This window comes from Dactylosporangium sp. CA-139114, assembly GCF_050955725.1.
Lineage (GTDB): Bacteria > Actinomycetota > Actinomycetes > Mycobacteriales > Micromonosporaceae > Dactylosporangium.
Genome location: NZ_CP192080.1, coordinates 1,475,489 through 1,492,115, shown reverse-complemented (window position 1 = coordinate 1,492,115; position 16,627 = coordinate 1,475,489). Strand labels below are relative to the sequence as shown.

The 16,627-nt window shown below is 72.6% G+C and carries 10 protein-coding genes and 1 riboswitch; of the genes, 5 read left to right on the top strand and 5 right to left on the bottom strand.

Features of this window, described 5'->3' with window-relative positions; translation table 11 throughout:
- Positions 1–23 precede the first annotated feature (23 nt).
- The 3 genes from ilvC to ACQP2P_RS06640 are packed head-to-tail and all read right to left on the bottom strand — an operon-like array spanning position 24 to position 3,428.
- Positions 24–1,037 carry a ketol-acid reductoisomerase gene (gene ilvC / locus ACQP2P_RS06650; protein ID WP_433614046.1) on the bottom strand — a complete coding sequence of 338 codons (1,014 nt, stop codon included), beginning with the start codon at positions 1,035–1,037 and terminating at the stop codon, positions 24–26.
- Positions 1,038–1,059: 22 nt separating this feature from the next.
- Positions 1,060–1,578, bottom strand: a complete 519-nt coding sequence (gene ilvN / locus ACQP2P_RS06645) for an acetolactate synthase small subunit (protein ID WP_344613581.1) — start codon at positions 1,576–1,578, stop codon at positions 1,060–1,062.
- A 14-nt stretch (positions 1,579–1,592) separates the two neighbouring features.
- Positions 1,593–3,428, bottom strand: a complete 1,836-nt coding sequence (locus ACQP2P_RS06640; RefSeq protein ID WP_433614045.1) for an acetolactate synthase large subunit — start codon at positions 3,426–3,428, stop codon at positions 1,593–1,595.
- Between the two features lie 214 nt (positions 3,429–3,642).
- Between ACQP2P_RS06640 and ilvD the strand changes: the two genes are divergently transcribed.
- Both ilvD and glyA read left to right on the top strand, forming a co-directional pair.
- Entirely contained in the window at positions 3,643–5,496 is a 1,854-nt protein-coding gene (gene ilvD, locus ACQP2P_RS06635; RefSeq protein WP_433614044.1) for a dihydroxy-acid dehydratase, read from the top strand.
- A gap of 17 nt (positions 5,497–5,513) precedes the next feature.
- Positions 5,514–5,600: riboswitch (ZMP/ZTP riboswitch) on the top strand.
- A 16-nt stretch (positions 5,601–5,616) separates the two neighbouring features.
- Positions 5,617–6,855 carry a serine hydroxymethyltransferase gene (gene glyA / locus ACQP2P_RS06630; RefSeq protein WP_433614043.1) on the top strand — a complete coding sequence of 413 codons (1,239 nt, stop codon included), beginning with the start codon at positions 5,617–5,619 and terminating at the stop codon, positions 6,853–6,855.
- Between the two features lie 50 nt (positions 6,856–6,905).
- Here glyA and ACQP2P_RS06625 read toward each other — a convergent pair whose 3' ends face one another.
- Complete coding sequence (locus ACQP2P_RS06625; protein WP_433614042.1) at positions 6,906–11,723, bottom strand: hypothetical protein; 4,818 nt, start codon at positions 11,721–11,723, stop codon at positions 6,906–6,908.
- 221 nt (positions 11,724–11,944) lie between these two features.
- On the opposite strand from ACQP2P_RS06625, the gene ACQP2P_RS06620 reads away from it, so the two are divergent.
- A complete protein-coding gene (locus ACQP2P_RS06620) occupies positions 11,945–12,388 on the top strand; it encodes a PH domain-containing protein (RefSeq protein ID WP_433614041.1) in 444 nt (147 codons plus the stop codon).
- A 5-nt stretch (positions 12,389–12,393) separates the two neighbouring features.
- Here ACQP2P_RS06620 and ACQP2P_RS06615 read toward each other — a convergent pair whose 3' ends face one another.
- Positions 12,394–13,311, bottom strand: coding sequence for a 2-hydroxyacid dehydrogenase (locus ACQP2P_RS06615; protein WP_433619014.1), 918 nt, complete (start codon positions 13,309–13,311; stop codon positions 12,394–12,396).
- Positions 13,312–13,441: 130 nt separating this feature from the next.
- On the opposite strand from ACQP2P_RS06615, the gene ACQP2P_RS06610 reads away from it, so the two are divergent.
- Positions 13,442–14,629, top strand: a complete 1,188-nt coding sequence (locus ACQP2P_RS06610; protein WP_433614040.1) for a PQQ-dependent sugar dehydrogenase — start codon at positions 13,442–13,444, stop codon at positions 14,627–14,629.
- A gap of 185 nt (positions 14,630–14,814) precedes the next feature.
- Positions 14,815–16,326 carry a metallophosphoesterase family protein gene (locus ACQP2P_RS06605; protein WP_433614039.1) on the top strand — a complete coding sequence of 504 codons (1,512 nt, stop codon included), beginning with the start codon at positions 14,815–14,817 and terminating at the stop codon, positions 16,324–16,326.
- The last annotated feature ends 301 nt before the right edge of the window (positions 16,327–16,627 follow it).

The following is a 16,627-nucleotide window of genomic DNA, read 5'->3' as shown; positions in this document are numbered from 1 at the left end:
TTGTCGCGGATCAGGCGGTCTGGTCAGGCGGTCTCGGTGATGGGGCGGTCGACCCAGCTCATCATCGAGCGCAGCTGCTTGCCGGTCTCCTCGATCGGGTGGTTGGCGCCCTGCTCGCGGTACTTGGTGAAGTTCGGGCGGCCGGCGTCGTCCTCGGCGATCAGCTCGCGGGCGAACTCGCCCGACTGGATCTCGCCCAGGATGCGCTTCATCTCCTCCTTGACCCGGGCGTCGATGACGCGCGGGCCACGGGTGTAGTCGCCGTACTCGGCGGTGTCGGAGACGCTGTAGCGCATGCGGGCGATGCCGCCCTCGTACATCAGGTCCACGATGAGCTTGAGCTCGTGCAGGCACTCGAAGTAGGCGATCTCCGGGGCGTAGCCCGCCTCGGTGAGCACCTCGAAGCCGGTCTGGACCAGGGCCGACGCGCCGCCGCAAAGCACGGCCTGCTCGCCGAAGAGGTCCGTCTCGGTCTCCTCCTTGAACGTGGTCTTGATCACGCCGGCGCGGGTGCCGCCGATGCCGGCCGCGTAGGCCAGCGCCAGCTGCAGCGCGTTGCCGGTCGCGTCCTGCTCCACCGCGACGAGACAGGGCACGCCCTTGCCGTCGACGAACTGACGGCGGACCAGGTGGCCCGGGCCCTTCGGGGCGACCATGCACACGTCCACGTCCGCGGGGGGCGTGATCAGCCCGAAGCGGATGTTGAGGCCGTGGCCGAAGAAGAGCGCCTTGCCGGCGGTCAGGTTCGGGGCCACGTGCTCGGAGTACAGCGAGCGCTGCACCGTGTCGGGCGCCAGGATCATGATCACGTCTGCCTCGGCGCTCGCCTCGGCCGGGGTGAGGACGCGCAGGCCCTGCTCCTCGGCCTTGGCGCGGCTCTTGGACCCCTCGGGCAGGCCGATGCGCACGTCGACGCCGGAGTCGCGCAGGCTCAGCGCGTGGGCGTGACCCTGGCTGCCGTACCCCAGCACCGCGACCTTGCGGCCCTGGATCAACGACAGGTCGGCGTCGTCGTCGTAAAACACCTCGGCGGGCATGTGCTTGTTCCTTTCGAGAATTTCAGGAGGCGGCGCGGAGCGCCGGACCGGTCGTGATGGAGCGGGAGCCGCGGCCGATGGCCACGACGCCGGACTGGACCATTTCCTTGATACCGAACGGCTCCAGGTCACGAAGCAGCGCGTCCAGCTTTTCCGACGTGCCGGTCGCCTCGATGGTGAGGGCGTCGGCGGCGACGTCGACCACGCGGGCCCGGAACAGGTTCACGGTCTCGAGGACCTGCGAGCGCACCGGGCGTTCCGCGCGCACCTTCACCAGCAGCAGCTCGCGCTGCACGCTGGCGGTGGTGTCGAGTTCGACGATCTTCAGGACCTGCACCAGCTTGTTGAGCTGCTTGGTCACCTGTTCCAGCGGGGATTCGTCCGCGTTGACCACGATCGTCATCCGGGAGACCTCGGGGTGCTCGGTCTCGCCGACGGCCAGGGAGTCGATGTTGAAGCCGCGGCGGGCGAACAGCCCCGCGACGCGAGCCAGTATGCCGGGCTTGTTCTCCACCAGGACGGAGAGGGTGTGCTTGGCCATGGTCGGTGCTACTCCTACACGTCGTCCTGGTCGAACGCGGGACGGACGCCCCGCGCGAACATGATCTCGTCGTTGCTCGTGCCGGCGGCGACCATCGGCCACACCATCGCGTCCTTGCCGACCACGAAGTCGATGACGACGGGCTGGTCGTTGACCTTCATCGCGGCCTCGATCGTCGCGTCGACGTCGCGCTTGGTCTCGCAGCGCAGCCCGAAGCAGCCCAGCGCGTCGGCGAGCTTCACGAAGTCCGGGATGCGGTGCTTGTGGGTGCCGAGCTCCGTGTTGGAGTACCGCTGGTCGTAGAAGAGCGTCTGCCACTGCCGGACCATGCCCAGGTTGCCGTTGTTGATGACGGCGACCTTGATCGGGATGCCCTCGAGCGCGCAGGTGGCCAGCTCCTGGTTGGTCATCTGGAAGCAGCCGTCGCCGTCGATCGCCCAGACCACCTTGTCCGGCCGGCCGACCTTGGCGCCCATCGCGGCCGGCACCGCGTAGCCCATGGTGCCCAGGCCGCCCGAGTTGAGCCAGGTGGCCGGGTGCTCGTACTTGATGAACTGCGCGGCCCACATCTGGTGCTGGCCCACGCCGGCGGTGTAGATGGCCTCCGGGCCGACCAGCTTGCCGATGCGCTCGATGACGTACTGCGGCGACAGCGTCCCGTCCGAGGGCTCCTCGTAGCCCAGCGGGTAGCGGCCGCGGATGTCGTCCAGGGTCGCCCACCAGTCCGTGAGCACCGGCTTGCGCCCGGCCGCGTGCTCGGCCGCGACGGCGGCGAGCAGCTCCTCGATCACGTGCTTGGCGTCGCCGACGATCGGCACGTCCGCGGTGCGGTTCTTGCCGATCTCGGCCGGGTCGATGTCGGCGTGGATGACCGCCGCGTTCGGCGCGAACGTCGACAGCTCGCCGGTCACCCGGTCGTCGAACCGCGCGCCGATGGTGATGAGCAGGTCCGACTTCTGCAGCGCGTAGACCGCGCCGACCGAGCCGTGCATGCCCGGCATGCCCATGTGCTGCGGGTGCGAGTCCGGGAAGGCGCCGCGGGCCATCAGCGTCGTGACGACCGGGGCGCCGGTCAGCTCGGCCAGCTTCAGCAGCACCTCGGAGGCGTGGGCCTTGATGACGCCGCCGCCGACGTAGAGCACGGGGCGCTTGGCCCCGGCGATCAGGCGGGCCGCCTCGCGGATCTGCTTGCCGTGCGGGTGCAGGGTCGGGTGGTAGCCGGGCAGTTCCAGGGTGGGCGGCCACTTGAACGTGGTCTTGTTCTGCAGCACGTCCTTGGGGATGTCGACCAGGACGGGGCCCGGGCGGCCGGTGCCGGCCAGGTGGAACGCCTCGGCGAGCACCCGGGGCAGCTCCTCGCCCGACTGGACGAGGTAGTTGTGCTTCGTGATCGGCAGCGTGATGCCGGCGATGTCCGCCTCCTGGAAGGCGTCCGTGCCGATCGAGCCGGAGGCGACCTGGCCGGTGATCGCGACCATGGCGACCGAGTCCATGTAGGCGTCGGCGATCGGGGTCACCAGGTTCGTCGCGCCCGGGCCGGAGGTGGCCATGCACACGCCGACCTTGCCGGTCGCCTGCGCGTAGCCGGTGGCGGCGTGGCCGGCCCCCTGCTCGTGGCGGACCAGGATGTGCCGGACGTTCTCGGAGTCGAACAGCGGGTCGTACGCCGGGAGGATCGCGCCGCCCGGAATGCCGAACACGACGTCGGCGCCGAGGGCCTCGAGCGAGCGGACGAGTACCTGCGCCCCGGTGAGCAGCTCCGGCTGGGCCTTCTTGTCGACGGCCGGCGCGGTGGCGGGCGGTGCGGGGTGCCCCCGGTGGGCGAGAACTTCTGGCGTGGGTCTCGTCATCGCTTTCGCACTTTCGCTCGAAGGTGTCTAGGCAAGGCTCCGGACATGAAAAAACCCCACGTGCTCGGCACGGGGGGCTAGCGCGCTGACGGCAGACGTCGGCGCGCTAGATGATAAGTACTCGGAGCGACCTCGACGACATGAGCCCACTTTGGCGCATCTCACGGCCTGAGTCAACCTATCCCAGGATACGGAACGTGTCAGACTCGCAGGTATGCCCGAGCTGCGGTCCAAGACTTCCACTTCTGGTCGCAACATGGCCGGCGCGCGCGCCCTGTGGCGCGCCACCGGCATGACCGACTCCGACTTCGGCAAGCCGATTGTCGCCATCGCCAACAGTTTCACGCAGTTCGTGCCGGGCCACGTCCACCTCCGCAACCTCGGCATGATCGTCGCCGACGCGGTTGCCGAGGCCGGTGGGGTCGCCAAGGAGTTCAACACCATCGCCGTCGACGACGGCATCGCCATGGGCCACGGCGGGATGCTCTACTCGCTGCCCAGCCGCGAGCTCATCGCCGACGCCGTCGAGTACATGGTGCAGGCCCACTGCGCCGACGCCCTCGTGTGCATCTCCAACTGCGACAAGATCACGCCCGGCATGCTGCTCGCCGCCCTCCGCCTCAACATCCCCACCGTCTTCGTCTCCGGCGGCCCCATGGAAGCCGGCAAGACCATCTCGATCGAGGGCGTCGTCCACGAGAAGGACGCCAAGCTCGACCTCATCGACGCGATGATCGCCTCCGCCAACGAGTCCGTCACGGACGAGCAGCTCGGCCAGATCGAGCGCTCCGCCTGCCCGACGTGCGGCTCGTGCTCGGGCATGTTCACCGCCAACTCCATGAACTGCCTGACCGAGGCGATCGGGCTGGCCCTGCCGGGCAACGGCTCGACGCTGGCCACGCACGCGGCGCGCAAGGCGCTCTTCGAGCGGGCCGGATCGCTGATCGTCGACCTCGCCAAGCGCTACTACTTCGCCGACGACGCCTCGGTGCTGCCGCGGGCGATCGCCTCGCGGCCGGCCTTCGAGAACGCGGTGGCGCTGGACGTCGCGATGGGCGGGTCCACCAACACGGTGCTGCACCTGCTGGCCGCCGCCCGGGAGGCCGAGCTCGACTTCTCCGTGGCCGACATGGACGGGATCTCGCGCCGCGTGCCCTGCCTGGCCAAGGTGGCGCCGAACACGCAGAAGTACCACATGGAGGACGTGCACCGCGCCGGCGGCATCCCCGCCATCCTCGGCGAGCTGTCGCGCGGCGGGCTGATCGACGAGTCCGTCTGGTCGGTGCACTCCCCGACGTTCCGCGAGTGGATCGACGAGTGGGACATCCGCGGCGGCAAGGCCTCGGAGCAGGCACTCGAGCTGTTCCACGCCGCGCCCGGGGGCGTGCGCACCACCGAGCCGTTCTCCACGCAGAACCGGTGGAACTCGCTCGACACCGACGCCGAGAACGGGTGCATCCGCAGCGTCGAGCACGCCTACACCAAGGACGGCGGCCTGGCGATCCTCTTCGGCAACCTCGCGCCCGACGGCTGCGTGGTCAAGACGGCCGGCGTGCCCGAGGAGAACCTGACGTTCTCCGGCCGCGCGAACGTCTTCGAGTCCCAGGAGGCGGCGGTCGACGGCATCCTGGCCAAAAAGGTCGTGGAGGGCGACGTCGTCGTCATCCGGTACGAGGGGCCCAAGGGCGGCCCCGGCATGCAGGAGATGCTGTACCCGACCAGCTTCCTCAAGGGCCGCGGCCTCGGCCGCGCCTGCGCGCTGATCACCGACGGGCGCTTCTCCGGCGGCACGTCGGGCCTCTCGATCGGGCACATCAGCCCGGAGGCGGCCGGCGGCGGCCTCATCGCGCTCGTCGAGAACGGCGACCGCATCGACATCGACATCCCGAACCGCTCCATCCAGCTCGTCGTCGGCGACGAGGAGCTGGCCGCGCGCAAGATCGCGCAGGACAAGCGGGAGCGGCCCTACACCCCGCTCGACCGCGAGCGGCCGGTGTCGGCGGCGCTGCGGGCGTACGCGTCGATGGCGACGTCGGCGAGTGACGGAGCTTACCGCCGGGTTCCGTAACTTCCACTAGGATGTGCGTCAGTCATCGCGACTGGCGCACATCAAGGTGGAACCGACCACCGGGGAGCTTCCGATCGCGGGCACCGCGCGCCTGGGTGTCCCGACGTATCAGGAGGCTGCATGTCTTCTTTGCGCTTGGTGGATCCCGAGCTGGCCGCGCTCGTCGAGGGCGAGGAGCAGCGTCAGCACGACACGCTGCGGATGATCGCCTCGGAGAACTACGTATCCCGGGCCGTCCTCGAGGCGACCGGCTCCGTGCTGACCAACAAGTACTCCGAGGGTTACCCCGGGAAGCGGTACTACGAGGGCCAGCGCTTCATCGACCCCATCGAGGAGATCGCGATCGCGCGGGCCAGGCACGTGTTCGGCGTCGAGCACGCGAACGTCCAGCCGTACTCGGGCTCGCCCGCGAACCTCGCCGTCTACCTGGCCCTGGCCAAGCCCGGCGACACCGTCATGGGCATGGCGCTGCCGATGGGCGGGCACCTCACGCACGGCTGGCCGGTGTCGGCGACGGGCAAGTGGTTCCGGCCGGTGCAGTACTCGGTCCGCCGCGAGACCGGCCGCGTGGACCTCGACGAGGTGCGTGACCTGGCGCTGCGGGAGCGCCCGAGGCTCATCTTCTGCGGCGGTACGGCCATCCCGCGCACGATCGACTTCCCGCGCTTCGCCGAGATCGCCCGCGAGGTGGGCGCCGTGCTCGTCGCGGACATCGCGCACATCGCCGGCCTCGTGGCGGGCGGGGCGCACCCGTCCCCGGTCGGGCACGCCGAGATCATCTCGACCACGACGCACAAGACGCTGCGGGGCCCGCGCGGCGCCATGCTCATGTGCACCGCGGAGCACGCGTCCGCCATCGACAAGGCCGTGTTCCCGGGCCTGCAGGGCGGCCCGCACAACCACACCACCGCCGGGATCGCGGTCGCCCTGGGCGAGGCTTCACACGATTCCTTCAAGGTGTACGCCCAGCAGGTGGTCGCCAACGCCCGCGCCCTGGCCTCGGCCCTGCTCGAGCACGGGTTCGACCTCGTGTCGGGCGGCACCGACAACCACCTGCTCCTGCTCGACCTCACCGGCAAGGGCATCGGCGGCAAGCCGGCCGCGAAGGCCCTCGACCGCGCGGGGATCGAGACGAACTACAACACGGTGCCGTACGACACCCGCAAGCCCTTCGACCCGTCCGGTCTGCGCCTGGGTACTCCCGCGCTGACCACCCGCGGCCTCACGGAATCCGCGATGCCCCAGGTGGCCTCGTGGATCTCCCGCGCCGTGGACGCCGCCCTGAAGTCGGACGACGCCGCGCTCGACGTGATCGCCGGTGAGGTTCGGGAGCTGCTCTCGGCCTACCCGCTGCGCTGACGCCCGAGGGGGCTCCGCGCTGCGCGGCGCCCCCTCGTTCGGCCGTTCGATCACTTCCGGCGCAGGAACCTGCGGGTCTTCTCCTTCGGCTCCTCGTCGAGGTTGAGCTCGAGCGGCGCGAGGTCCTCGAACGCGGAGAGCTGCTGCTGCTCGCGCTTGCGCTGCTCCGGGATGCGCTCGCCGTCGTTCCAGCCGTCGTTGCCGGGCTCCTCACTCCGCGGTGCGGCCCCGTCCCAGCCCTGGTTGGGCGGCGCGCCGCGGTCCCAGCCCTCGTTGCCGGGCTCCTCACTCCGCGGTGCGGCCCCGTCCCAGCCCTGGTTGGGCGGCGCGCCGCGGTCCCAGCCCTCGTTGCCGGGCTCCGCGCTCCGGGGCGCGGCGGGGCCGTCCCAGCGCTCGCCCGGCTCGGAGCCCCAGGCGCCGGCGGTCTCCTCCGGGCCGTTGCGCTCCTTCTTGTCCTTGTCCTTGTTGCGCCCCCAGCGGGACTTCTTGGTCTTCTCACCGCTGCCGCCCCCACCGTCGGCGACGGGCGGCGGCACGGGCGCCTGCGCGGGCCCGTCCCACCAGGCCTCTTCACCGCCGCGTCCAGCGGGCGGCGGCGCGTCCTCCCGCGGGGGCCGCTGCGGCCGGGACTCCCACGCGTCGGTGGTACGCCCGTTCCGGCTCGGCCACGCCTGAGTGGCCGGCTCGTCCCGGCCGGACGCCTGAGCCTCCCACGGCTGGGTGGTCGCGGCTCCCCCGGCCGCGTGGTCGGGCTGAACCTGGGCCTCCCGGCCCGAGGAGGGGTGCGGGGCCCACGGCTGGCTGTTCCATCCACCGGCGGCCGGGGCGGCGGGCTGGCCCTGCGCGTCCGGCCCTCTCCCGGCGGGGCTCTCGGACCTGGGGTCCCATGCGTCGGCGGCACGACCACTGCCGGCCTGGCCCTCCCACGCATCGGCGGCACGCCCGCTCCCGGACGCTAGCTGACTCTCCCACGCGTCAGTGGTACGCCCGTTTCCGGACGGAGCCTGGCCCTCCCACGCGTCGGTGGGACGCCCGCTCCCAGACGCTGGCTGACGCTCCCACGCGTCAGTGGTACGCCCGTTTCCGGACGGGGCCTGGCCCTCCCACGCGTCAGTGGTACGCCCGCTCCCGGACGGGGCCTGGCCCTCCCACGCGTCAGTGGTACGCCCGTTTCCGGACGGGGCCGCGGTCGGCTGCCCCATGCCCGTCATCGGATCGGCGTCGGCAGCCGGCACGCTGGGCCAGCTCGCGGTCCGCCCCTGCTCCCGAGCGTCGACGCTCTCACCCTCGGGCGCCTGCTGCCGATCCCGCCGCCGAATCGACCGCGACGCGGCATCGGACGACTCCCAGGACCGCCGCAACTCGAGCGGCTTGGCGACGAGCTCGGGCGCGTCGCCGTCGAACAGACTGCCGGTAAAGGCCGCCCGCTCGGGTCGCCGCCGCGCCTCTCCGGCCGCCGGCTGCTGCTCGCGGCCCGGCTCCGAGTTCCGCCAGTCTTCACCACCGGCGGCCCCCGCCTGAGGCGCCGCGAGCCAGTCACCGGACGGCCCGGCCTCCGCCCCGGGCTGCCAGTCAACGGACGGCCGCGCGGACGCGCCGCTTTCGCCCGCCGGCTGCCATTCCACGGACGGCCGCCCGGACGCACCGTTCTCGCCCGCCGGCCGCCACTCAACCGAGGGCCGCCCGGACGCACCGTTCTCTGCCGCAGGCTGCCACTCAACCGAGGGCCGCCCGCTCGCACCGTTCTGTGCCGCAGGCTGCCACTCGACGGACGGCCGCCCACTCGGCCGCGCCTCATCGGCACCACGCCCGGCCGCGGGCGCCTCGCCGGCTCGCCACTCCACGGACGGCCGCTGCGACGGACCCGCCTCGGACGCGGACCGCCACTCCACGGACGGCCGCTCGGGCGCGGCCTGCCACTCGACCGAGGGCCGCTCGGGCGCGGACGCATCGGGCGCGGACCGCCAGTCAACCGACGGCCGCTCGGGCGCGGACGCATCCGGCGCGGATTGCCACTCGACCGACGGCCGCACGGGCGCGGCCTGCCACTCGACCGACGGCCGCTCGGGCGCGGAGGATTCGGGCGTCCGCCAGTCCACCGGAAGGCGCTCGGCTCCCCGCGACTCGGCCGGCGGCGGCCACTCCACAACCGGCCGCTCGTCCGCCCGCCCCGCGTCCTGGGAGTCGGACGCCCACGGCTCCCGACCCGTCGTACTCCAGTCAGCAACCGGCTCGGGCGCCCGCGTCTGCGCGATCGGCTCGGGGGCCCGGCGATCCCGCCACGGCTCCCGCACTGGCTCGGGAGCCCAGTTCTCACGCCACGAATCGGCCACCGGCTCCGGAGTGCGCGCCTGCCGCCACGAAGGCTCGACCACCGGCTCGGGGGCGCGGTTCTCACGCCGTGAGTCGGCGACGGGCTCGGGCGTGCGCGTCTCCCGCCACGAGGGCTCCACCAAGGGCTCGGGAGCGCGCGAGTCGCGCCACGTCTCCGCTACCGGCTCGGGAGCGCGGTTCTCGCGCCGCACATCCGCGTTCGGCTCGGGAGCGCGGGAGTCGCGCCACGAGTCCGCGTTCGGGTCGGGAGCGCGCGAGTCACGCCAGGTCTCCGCTACCGGCTCGGGAGCGCGGTTCTCGCGCCGCACATCCGCGTTCGGCTCGGAAGCGCGGAAGTCGCCGCTCGCATCGGTGGTGCGCGTCTCGCGCCATGCGTCCGCGCGGGCCGGCTCGGGGTCGGTGGTGGGGTCGGGCCAGTTGCCCGCGTCGTACGCCACGGGGAAGTCGTCCGCCGACTCGCTCGACCAGCGGAAACGCTCGCCCGGGGCCGGGGTCTCGCCGCCCATCGGGGACCAGGCACGCCGCGCGGAGGCGCGGGCGTCGGGATCGGAGGTGTCCTCCGCGGCCCAGGCCGCGAGCCGGCTGGCCGAGTCGTTGTCCCAGTTTCCGACGAGTTCGCGGGTCGAGCGGGCCTCCCACGAGCTCTCGGGGCCGTCGTCGCCGCGCGAGGAGACATCCCCGTCGGCGGAGGCACCGTCGCGGGCGGCGCCACCATCGCGGGCGGTGGCACCATCGCGACCGCGCGCGGAGGCGTCGTCGCCCCGGCGGGAGGAGGCTTCGCCGTTCGGGCGCGCGGAGGCGTCGTAGCCGCGGTCGAAGCCGGACGCCGCGCCGAAATCCGGGTCGCGACCGTGGTCGCGGTCGAAGCCGGACGCCGCGCCGAAGTCCGAGTCGCGGCCGGTACGCGCGGAAGCGCCGAAATCCGCGTCGCGACCGTGGTCGCGATCTAAGCCGGACGCCGCGCCGAAGTCCGAGTCGCGGCCCGCACGCGCGGAAGCGCCGAAGTCCTGGTAGCGGTCGTGGTCGCGGTCGAATCCCGACGCCGCGCCGAAGTCTGCTTCGCGGCCCTCATGCCCGGGGGCGCCGAAGTCCGAGTCGCGGCCGGTGCGCGCGGGGGCGCCGTAGTCGGCGTCGCGGTCGCGGCGGGACGGGGCGCCGAAATCCGCGTCACGGTCGTGATCGCGGTCGGAGCGGGACGCTGGGCCGAAGTTGGAATCGGCATGGGAGCGCAACGCGGCCTCCGGGGTAGCGGGGTCAGGTCCGTTGCCATCCATGGGTGGCTCGGGGGCTGGCTCGGAGCCCGCGATTGTGGCATCCGCATGCTCGCCGCGGGCTGCGGCGCTCTTGGCCAGGCGACTCAGGCGCGCGCGCATGACGCCGTTGCCCGGGCGCCAGGCGGTGGTGGGGGCGGTGGGTTCACCGGTGCCGCCCAGCACCGTCGGCATGCCCGCCGCGGCGGACGGGCCCGAGGGCGAGGACGCCGCGGCGGCGAACGCCGCGTCCGTGGGCGACGTCGCGTCCGAGCGCTCGTCGGACGACGCGGTCGCCTCGCGGGCGAACGTGCGCGGGAGCGACAGGGGCTCCGGCAGCTCGTTGCCGGCCGCGAGGACGAGGAGGCGCTCCATGACGTGCAGGTCGACACGGTAGGGCTCGGCCGCCAGCCAGCGCCCGGCCGCGTCCGCCATCTCGTGGGCGTGCACGAGGTGCAGGTGCTCGCCGGGTGCGACGGAGATCACCAGGTCCTCGGAGACGTCGCCGCGGGAGGGGGCGACCACGAGGTACCCCCGGACGGAACCCCCGACCTTGGCCAGCTGCTCGCGCCAGGTGTGCACCTCCGCGGCCAGGCCGTCGACGTCCTCCGAGCCGGGCACGAACAGGCGGCCGCCCCGTAGCACCTGGCCCGCGGCGTCCATCGTGAACTCGCCGTGGGGCCAGACCGTCGGCAGGAACAGCGCGACGCGGCGGCCGGCGGAGACGAGATGCGTGCAGCCGCCCTCGCCCAGGGCGAAGAAGCGGGAGCTCGGGATGGCCTCGAGCTCCTTCAGGCGCGGGAGCGTGTCGTCGGGCTTGCCCCACCAGCGGCGCCCGCTCACGGCCTCGTCGATGGAGGACCGGGACACCCGCCGCGCGTCCAGGAGCAGGGCGGAAAGAAAAGAGCCCGCCAACGGTACGACATAAGCGAGATTGATCCCGATGAAGCCCAGCACACCGGGGAGGTCGAACCAGCTGTCCGGCAGGCGGCCGCGCGTGGCCACGCCCCAGGCGACGGCGCCCGCGGCGATGGTCAGGATCGCGAAGAGCGGGAAGCCCCGCAGCGTGAGCACCACCACACCGGCGAGCGCCAGGATCGCCGCGGCACCCCACAGGATGCTCAGCTCCTTGATCCCCCAGCCGGCCACGGCCAGCGCGACCAGGACGGACACGCCCAGCAGCCCGGCGGCCACGGCTCCGGTCGGGCGCACGGCGACGCGCTTGCTGCGCTTGATGCCCTCGGCCCACGGGGCGGGTGCGTTTCGACGGAACGTGGAGGTCACGTTCTGCCCTCCCCCCGCGGGCAGGCTCCCACAAAGCCGGACATACTGTCGCGGATCGCTCGACGAGCCCCCCGGCCGGTCGCGATCTCGTCTGACACGGCACCGAGCGTAACCCCGGCCGCCCGTGGCGGCGAAGGGCGGCCGTTCTCATCCCCCACGGCGCTCAGTATGCCCGCCCGGGCGCCCGGGGGCAGTTCCTCGAAAGGTGGGAGGATGGCTTCGTGAGCAACCAGGTCAAGGTCAAGTTCCGGCGCAGCGCAGCCCTCGCCGTGGCGGCGGGCATCACTGTGATCGGCGCCATTCCGCTGCTCGCCGAGAGCGTCTGGTTCCTGCTGGTGCTGCTGGTTCCGCTCGCCGTCGCCATCTGGGCCTGGCGCGCGGGAACCGACGTCGACGAGCGCGGGTTCACGGTGCGCGCCCTGTTCGGCCGCCGCACGGTCCCGTGGAACGCCGTGGACGGTCTCGTCGTCGACGGCGCGCGGGTGCAGGCGCGGCTGGCCAACGGCCACCTGGTGCCGCTGGACGCCGTGCGCGCCGCGGACGTGCCGCGCCTGATCAAGGCCAGCGGACAGCCCCTCGAGACCGACCGCCCCGCGGCCCCCGCCGGCGAGGACGACGCGGACGCGGCGGACGACCCCGAGCGCGCCGCGCAACCTGCCGGCTAGCGCGCTCAGTAGCCGTCGGTGACCACGTTGGCCAGGGGCTCCGCCGCGAGGAAGCGGCGCAGCTGGGAGGCGGCGAGGGTGTAGCCGCGGCGCCACAGGCCCGGCACCGAGCCGGCGACGTGAGGCGTGATGAAGACGTTAGGAAGGCGCCACAGTTCGTGGTCGGGCGGTAGCGGCTCGGGGTCGGTGACGTCCGTGGCGTAGGCGATCCGGCCGGTGCGCGCGGTCGCCGTCACGGCCTCGGTGTCGACCACCGGGCCGCGGGCGGCGTTGACGAGCAGGGCGCCGTCGCGCAGGTGGGACAGGAACTCGCTGGAGACGAGGCCGCGGGTCTCGGGCGTGAGCGGCACCAGCAGCACGACCACATCGGCGTCGGGCAGCAGCCGGGGCAGCTCCTCGACGCCGTGCACGCCCTCGCGCGGGCGCCGCGCGACGCGGGTCACCTCGACGTCGAACGGGGCCAGGCGCGCCTCGGTCGCGCGGCCGATCGAGCCGGAGCCGACGATGAGCACGCGCTTGCCGGCCAGCTCGTCCGTGCGGCGGTACGCCCACTCCCCTCGCTCCTGCGCCCGCGCGAACGACGGGAACTCGCGCACGCACGCGAGGACGGCCCCGACGACCCACTCGGCCGTCGAGGAGTCGTGCACGCCCCGGGCGTCGCAGAGGGTCACACCCGCCGGGACACGGCCCGTCCACGCGTCCGCGCCCGCGCTGAGCAGCTGGATGACCCGCAGCTTCGGCATCTGCTGGGTGATCGCGGTGACCTCGGGCTTGACCAGGAACGGGGGCACCCAGAAGGCCACGTCGTCCGGGTCCGACGGCAGCTCTCCCGGCGCCGGCATGACCTCGACGACCGCCTCCCGCGGCGCGGCCGCGGCGCGAAGGAGCTGCGAGCCGTACTCGTGGGCGACCCAGATCTTCAGCATGCGCTCGATGATGCAGGCCCCCGCGGCAGGGGCAAAACGACGCGTGCGGTGATATGCGCGAGACGCGCGGGGTGGGGAACGACGGTGGAAAAGGTGGCTCCCGCGCGGCAACGCTACGCTTGGCCGGGTGAACGCCCGGACGCACCGTTCTGCCCGCCGGCCCGCTGGTCGGAGCCTCGCCGTGCTCTGCGCGGCCGCGGCGGTCCTTGCCCTCGCGGGGTGCTCGTTCGGGCCACCGCCGCCGGACGAGCTGGGATCGCCGCCGAAGCTTTCGCCGTACCCGTCGCCGTCGAGCTCAGGCGGCAGCGACGAGGGCGGGGCCGAGGTCTCGATCACCGTGCTGGCCAAGGGGCTGGCGGTGCCGTGGGGCATCGCGTTCCTGCCGGACGGCTCCGGCCTGGTCACCGAGCGTGACAGCAAGCGACTGCTCAAGGTCGGTAAGGAGACCACGTCCGACGGCATGCTCGTGGCGGAGCTGCAGAAGATCGACGCCGCGGTGCCGGGGGGCGAGGGCGGACTGCTCGGGATCGCGGTTTCGCCGCAGTACGACACGGACAAAACGGTATTCGTGTACTACACCGCCCAGGACGACAACCGCGTCGCCAAGCTGACCCTCGGGCAGGCGCCGGTGCCGATCCTGACCGGGATCCCCAAGGCGGGCATCCACAACGGCGGCCAGCTGCGCTTCGGGCCGGACGGATTCCTCTACGTGGCCACCGGCGACGGGAACAAGCCCGAGTCCGCCCAGGACCTCAACAGCCTCGGCGGCAAGATCCTGCGCATCCAGCCGGACGGGAAGCCGGCGCCCGGTAACCCGTTCGGCACCGCCGTGTACAGCTACGGACATCGCAACGTGCAAGGGTTCGCGTGGGACAAGAACCAGCGCATGTACGCGATGGAGTTCGGGGCCAGCGATGCCGACGAGCTCAACGTGATCGAGGCGGGCAAGAACTACGGGTGGCCGGCGGTCGAGGGCCGCGGCACCGACCCGAAGTTCACCAACCCGATCATGACCTGGAAGACCGCCGACGCCTCGTGCGCGGGGCTGGCCTACCTGAGCGGCTACCTGGTGACCTCGTGTCTGAAGGGGCAGCGGATGTACGTCATGCAGGTCACCGAGGCCGGCACGCTCCTGGGTGCGCCGGTGCCGCTGCTGCAGGACAAGTACGGTCGCCTCCGCGCGGCCGCGGTCGCGCCCGACGGCAGCCTGTGGGTCTCCACGTCCAACAAGGACGGCCGGGGCGCGCCGAAGGCGGATGACGACATGCTCCTGCGCCTGGTGATCAGCGACGTCGGTGAGGCCGGCAAGAGTTGATCTCGCCGTTCCGCCGTCGCACCGCGCTGGCCGCCCAACGCGCCCGTCGCCGCGCGACCATCATGGCCGCCGGTCGCCGGCGGCACCCGTCCGGGCCCGGGAGCGGCCGCCCCCGGGCGCCGAGGCACCCGCGCCTGCGGCGGATCGGCCGCGGGCTGCTCGTGGGCGCCGTCGCGGTCGTCGGAATGATCATCGGCGTCGAGCTCGGCGGGACCACGACGCAGGACATCGGGCCCTTCCGCGCGCAGCTCTCGCTTGTCCCGTCGTGGCACGGCGACACCTCGGTGGAGATCCCGCCGCTGGGCTCGCTGGAGCTGAACAGCCACGACGGCCCCGTGCACCTGCGCATCCGGCTGGAGTCGCTGGACGAGGCGCGCACCCGCGCGTTCGCGGCGAAGACCGGCAACCTCGAGCAGATCAGCCACGACGCGGTCGACCAGCTCAGCCTCGGCGTGCGGCGGCTGGCGCTGCAGACGGCGGGCTGCGGCCTGCTCGGCGCGATGATCCTGGTCGCGCTGGTGTTCCGGGCGCGGCGCGAGACGGCGGTCGGGGGCCTCGTGGTGATCGGGGTGCTCGCCTCGACCGGGGCCGCGACGCTGCTCACGTTCAACCCCGCGGCGATCCAGGAGCCGACGTACCGCGGCCTGCTCGTCAACGCCCCCGCCATCATCGGCGACGCGAAGCGGATCACCGACCGGTACGAGGAGTACCGCTCGCAGCTGCAGAAGCTGGTGCTCAACGTCAGCAAGCTCTACGGCACGATCTCGGCGCTGCCCGTGTACGAGCCGGACAAGAGCACCACCAAGGTCCTGCACATCTCCGACATGCACCTCAACCCGGCGGCGTGGGGCGTCGTGCGCTCGGTCGCGGATCAGTTCGACATCGACATCATCGTCGACACGGGCGACATCAACGACTGGGGCAGCGAGCCCGAGGCGTCCTACGTCAACGTCATCGGCGATCTGAAGGTCCCGTACCTCTACATCCGCGGCAATCACGACTCGGCCGTCACCGCCGCCGCGGTCGCGCGGCAGCCCAACGCCACGGTGCTCGACGACACGATCGTCTCCGTGAAGGGGCTCACCTTCGCCGGCATCGGCGATCCGCGGTTCACGCCGGACAAGTCGACGAACGAGTCGAACGACGAGCAGCACCAGCAGGTCGTGACCTCGGGCGACATCCTGGCGGAGAAGATCCGCTCCAGCGCCAGGCCGGTCGACGTCGCGATGGTCCACGACCCGGTGGCGGCCCAGGAGCTCGCCGGGCTCTGCCCGCTGGTGCTGGCCGGGCACAAGCACGAGCGCTCGATCACGCGCCTCAACCCGAACCAGGGCGCCGCCGCGCCGGCGGCGGTGCCGGTTCCCGCGACGTCGCCCTCGGCCCCGGCCTCGGCGCCCGCGGCCCTGCGGGCCCTGCAGGAGCGCACCCTGCTCATGGTGGAGGGCTCGACGGGCGGGGCGGGGCTGCGCGGGCTGGAGAGCTCGAAGCCCTTGCCGCTCGCGCTGTCCATCCTGTACTTCGACAAGGACCGCCACCTCTCCGCCTACGACGACATCCAGGTCGGGGGCACCGGGTTGACCGAGGTGGCGCTGCAGCGGCACATCGTGCAGCCGGACACCAAGGGCGCTCCGACACCGGCGCCGTCCGTGTCGTCGTCGTCCTCGTCGCCGGCTCCGTCGCTGAGTCCTACGCCGTAGGGCTCGTTTGGACGCGAAACGTCCTGCGCTGCGAGAGCCGGAGCCGGGCGCGGCGCTGCGAGAGGGCGAAGCGCGAGAGCCGAAGGCGAGAGCGGCTCTGCGAGATGCCGAGGTGCGAGCGCCGGAGCCGGGCGCGCGGGGAGCTTCGGGGCGGCTGGGAGTCGCGGCAGGAGGTACGGCGGGTTTTCGTCCTTGGCACCGCGGGCCTGGCTGGGCGGTCCCTTCCGGCCGAAGGCCCTCCGGGACCGCCCATTTGTCTGGCGGGAGCAACGGTCCGCAAGTGACGCGGACCCGAGCAAAA